Origin of the sequence: Hydrocoleum sp. CS-953, assembly GCF_002260545.1 — a bacterium.
Taxonomy (GTDB): domain Bacteria; phylum Cyanobacteriota; class Cyanobacteriia; order Cyanobacteriales; family Microcoleaceae; genus Trichodesmium.
In genome coordinates this window covers 1-4,237 of the sequence record NZ_LGSU01000687.1, presented here as the reverse complement: position 1 = coordinate 4,237, position 4,237 = coordinate 1, and the positions used below count along the sequence as shown (strand labels likewise).

General features: G+C 37.9%; 2 protein-coding genes and 1 riboswitch. Both genes read right to left on the bottom strand.

Annotated features, from left to right (window positions below):
* Positions 1-316 precede the first annotated feature (316 nt).
* Complete coding sequence (locus AFK68_RS07900; protein WP_094672277.1) at positions 317-775, bottom strand: hypothetical protein; 459 nt, start codon at positions 773-775, stop codon at positions 317-319.
* A gap of 467 nt (positions 776-1,242) precedes the next feature.
* Complete coding sequence (locus tag AFK68_RS07895) at positions 1,243-2,586, bottom strand: calcium-binding protein (RefSeq protein ID WP_094672276.1); 1,344 nt, start codon at positions 2,584-2,586, stop codon at positions 1,243-1,245.
* A 608-nt stretch (positions 2,587-3,194) separates the two neighbouring features.
* A riboswitch (cobalamin riboswitch) is annotated at positions 3,195-3,341 on the bottom strand.
* Between the last annotated feature and the right edge of the window lie 896 nt (positions 3,342-4,237).

Sequence of the window (4,237 nt, the reverse complement as noted above, 5' to 3'; positions counted from 1 at the left end):
GTGCGACAATTCTCAAGATGGATCAACTCAGGTTGCCAGAAGTTTTTAAGAAAGTTTGCCACTACCATAAAGGATTACTTTTGGTAACAAAACCAATCCGAAAAGTCAGCTATCAGCTTTTTAATGAATAAAACAAGGGTTATTTTAATTTATACTATATTTTTAAGCAGATTATTATTGAAGCATAAGAACAACGAATTTAAGTTGTGAACCTATACAATTCTATAGAAGGAAATGTAGATGTGTCTTGGAAGCTGATAGCTGATAGCTGAGTGCTGAATGCTTACAAATTAAAGATATAATAAATCACCAAATTTTAAAGATGATGATTATTTTGATATTCCTCTGAATATTGAGATGGAAATTCATCCCAACTTTTGATTACTTGTTGGTAACAATCAGGCGGACTAATCGGTAAATTAGTCAGATAAAAGAAAGTAACAGAAATGCCAGATTCTAACATGAAAACTACATCCTTTTGAGGATTGTAATTATCAACAGCCTCCAGAATATGATCATTCATAAAATGTCTTTTAAGGAGGACAGTATCGGGTGATTTTAACCAGGCATTGAGAAGAGCTGCAAGATTATTACGAGGCACAAAATGTACTTTAAATGTTTCTCCAGTTGCACCAATCATAGGTGAATTTGTACTGCAAATAATTAGACCCCTTTGGCTACTTAAATAACCTTGCCAAGCATTATATCCTATAGAGATTAAATTAGTAGCAATAAACTCTTGCTGCCAATTATGTAAATAATTTTCTTGCTCCATTTCATTCAATAACCTAATTTAACGAAGTAGGACTCCCTCAGATTGGGGAAATTAAAATTCAAAAGTCAAAAGTCATGCATCGAGTGTGTAATTCTGAGGGAACCTCAGAATGTAAGATACACTCAAGACAGTCAAAAGTAAGATTTATAGACTCAAGACTCGGTTTTAGCAGTGTCACCCATAAATTACAGCAGATTCCAGGTGTATGAAGTACAGATATTCAGAATTACAGCAATGCATGAGGATAGTGAAGTAGAGTTATTTGCAGTTCAGGCTTCCAGCCTGTAACAAGCAGGATGCTTGTGTTACCAGACTTCTAGTCTTTAACAAATAATAAAATTTTTACCTCACTAACTCCAAAATTGCTGTCAATATTTTTAGTGCGGGCATCTTGCCCGCGACGGGTATACCTCACCAAAGTGGAATCTGCTGTAAATTACCTCATTTTAATTCTCCAGATTTAGTGACTAAATCACATTAATTACACCGATCGCCTCCAAATCAAAACCACCAGAAGTAGCAGTTGGTGCTGCAGTTGTCCAAGCGTCAAAAATGGGGTCTCCTGTAGCATCTAAAAAGCTACCATCACCAGGAATATCTACAACCCGAACAAACCGAATAGCATTAATATCCACCGCACCGGATGTTACTAACGGATCGTTAACTAAGTCATCTAAGTTAAAAGGAGTTCCCCAGGAACTGCCAAAAAATTCTCCCTCAAACTCAGAAGCATTATTAACGTGCTTACCAGCTAAATTATAAACTTGTGTGGGGTCAATGACATCAAAACTACCTACTGGTTGTCCTGTCAAAGAGTCGCTAGGAAAACGAGCAAAGTTAACCCCATCGCTAGAAACTTCAATGAATGCTAGTTCGGCAAAAATACCCCCGAGATTATTGAAACCATTTTCAAATACCGCAAAGTCTGCTCCCGCACCGTTACGAATACCAGAGTCAAAGATTAAAGTAATCTCTCCTGGTGGTACTCCTCGGTCTATTTGTTCTCTTGTTAAACCTCCCAGTGAAGCAATATCAATAAAATTATCTGTTCTAGCAGTAGGTCCTAATGTTAGTTCGGGAGTTTGGAATCTTTCATCGACTCCTGGTGCAGGGGAATAATTTTGAAATCCTGTTGCCCATGCTGCAAAGATTGGATTAACAACACTGTCTGACCTAATTAACCCTTCACCCTCAGAACTAATAAAACCAGGGATGGCAGAATCTATTTTTCCTGGGTCTTGGGTGGAACTGGAATAAGGTCCGAGTTGTTGGACAAAGATTCTAAATTGGTCTTCGGTAAGTTCGCTGCTGTTAACACCAGAGAGGATGGCTAAAAATTCTCCCGTGACTCCATCTTGGATAATGGTACTGTCAGCTAGTTCATTACTACCTTGAAAAATATTGAGGTCTTCAAAAGTTATTCCTCCTAATAAACCAATGCCATCCTGTTCTAGATTAAAGTCAGTAATTAAGTCTGCTTGGCTAATATCTAGGTTTCCCGTTGATGGTTGATTTTGTCGTTGAAGAACAAAATTATCGAAACCCTCTCCCCCAGTTAAGGTGTCTGTACCTGCATCGCCATAAATATCATCGCTGCCAGCATCTCCAGAGAGATTATCGTTCCCTTTACCACCCCGCAGCGTGTCGCTACCTGCATTTCCGTTAAGAATATCGTTGCCTTGGTTGCCACTAATTAAGTCTCCACTTTCGAGACCATTGATTGTATCATCTCCTCCTAAACCAAATATTTCGTCTGCCTCCAAACTACCTGTAAGGAGTTCACTATTTTCTGTTCCTATTATTGTTGTCATTTAATTTCTTTTTAAATTTATGCAACACCTTCTACCGCAACTTCCTTGCTCATAACAAAGCAGTTGCGATCGCTATTAATCCCACTGTTAACCGTCGCTTCTATTACTTTTTTTGGCGTTGCTGATTCTCGGTATTATTTGGCCCCCCTAACACCCCAAAATTGAGGGGAATAAAACTCTAAAATTCCCCCAAAATTGGGGGATTTAGGGGGCTTTACCAGAACAAAACAATACAATCGCGCATTCATACTTCAATTCAGCAACGCCCTTTTTTTTTAAACAGTAAATTCCGAAGCACTTTTTGTACTTTTTGCTAACTTTACTAGCTGTTATTTTTTTTCTTCATTATTGAAGCAGCCAAAAGGGAAAATTGCATAGAGGTAATCCCCACCACAAGCAATTTTAAGAGCGGTGATTGTGGTGAGCTATTAAACCCACAAAACAAAAGATTATTGCTAATTTACTACTTTTGAAGTAGTAGTTGTTTCCCAGAATTTGGTTTAAATAAGCTCTGTCTAAATATCTGTAGCGAAACGTTCTTATTTAGGGCTAATTCCCTTTTTGTCAATACCATATTAGTCATCATCCGTACCTCGCAGATGTTCTATAAAGTTACTATTTTCCTCGGCGGGCATTCTGACTAAGAGATAATTTTTATCTCATCACAGTTGCGGGACAGCGACGGATTTACACCGAACTTTCCCCGTTTCCTCTAACGGTTTGTCTCCATTAGAACCGATTCACTTTGATATTAAAGCACAGCTATTCAATTAATGCAATGCTTTTACCAAAAAATTTTATGGACAACTATCTGGACAACTATAGCAATCTTAGGCTTTGTTGTATGAAAGGTGAACCTAGTGGCTTCTATATCACTCTCTTTCTATTGTTGTACAATAGTTAACAACCTCAAAGCCTTTATATAGAATCCGGTTGAACTGTAGTCCCTATCGACGATAGGAAGCAATCTCTTATGTGCCCGGAGATTGCTATCCGTTCCGGAATGCTCCGCAAACCTTCCACTCCGTTCCAGTCGCTGCGGACGCAGGCTATAGTAATTATCCGGATTTTATATTACAGGTAAAAGTTTCAGCCTTTTTCTATCAAAGATTGATGTTCTATTCATCTATTGGACAATAGTTAATAAACTCAAAGCCTTTACAGGTAAAAGTTTCAGCTTTTTTCTGTCAAAGATTGATGTTGTATTCATCTATTGGACAATAGTTAGAAGTATGAAGTACATCTGCTTAAGCTTGTGCGGTAGCTATATGCTTTCATACAACAAAGCCTTGAATAATTGATAATTGATAATTACCTCTCCCTAAAACGGATAGGATTGAATAAAAGGAAAATAAATTCATTGAATACTTGATCTAGTTGGCTTTTTACCTTAATTATTCGGTAATCTTATTAACTAGACAGTGCAAAGTTCCTAGAGTAGCTATTGCTAGCAATGGCTATCATCGGTTCCAAAGTTAGAAAGCTGTATTCACTATTATATAGAACCCATTTGGTATCTCCGGAAAGATGAGAATTTTTGGCTCTTGAGTCAGTCTGACGTCTGATGAAGTAAAGTAGAATAGCTCTTGAGTCAGTCTGACGTCTGATGAAGTAAAGTAGAATAGGGACTCCCCTCTCCCCCCTCTTCCCC

Excerpts from the sequence above, each read along its gene's own strand:
- AFK68_RS07895 (WP_094672276.1), bottom strand. The coding sequence starts at position 2,586 with ATGACAACAATAATAGGAACAGAAAATAGTGAACTCCTTACAGGTAGT.
- AFK68_RS07900 (WP_094672277.1), bottom strand. The coding sequence starts at position 775 with ATGGAGCAAGAAAATTATTTACATAATTGGCAGCAAGAGTTTATTGCT.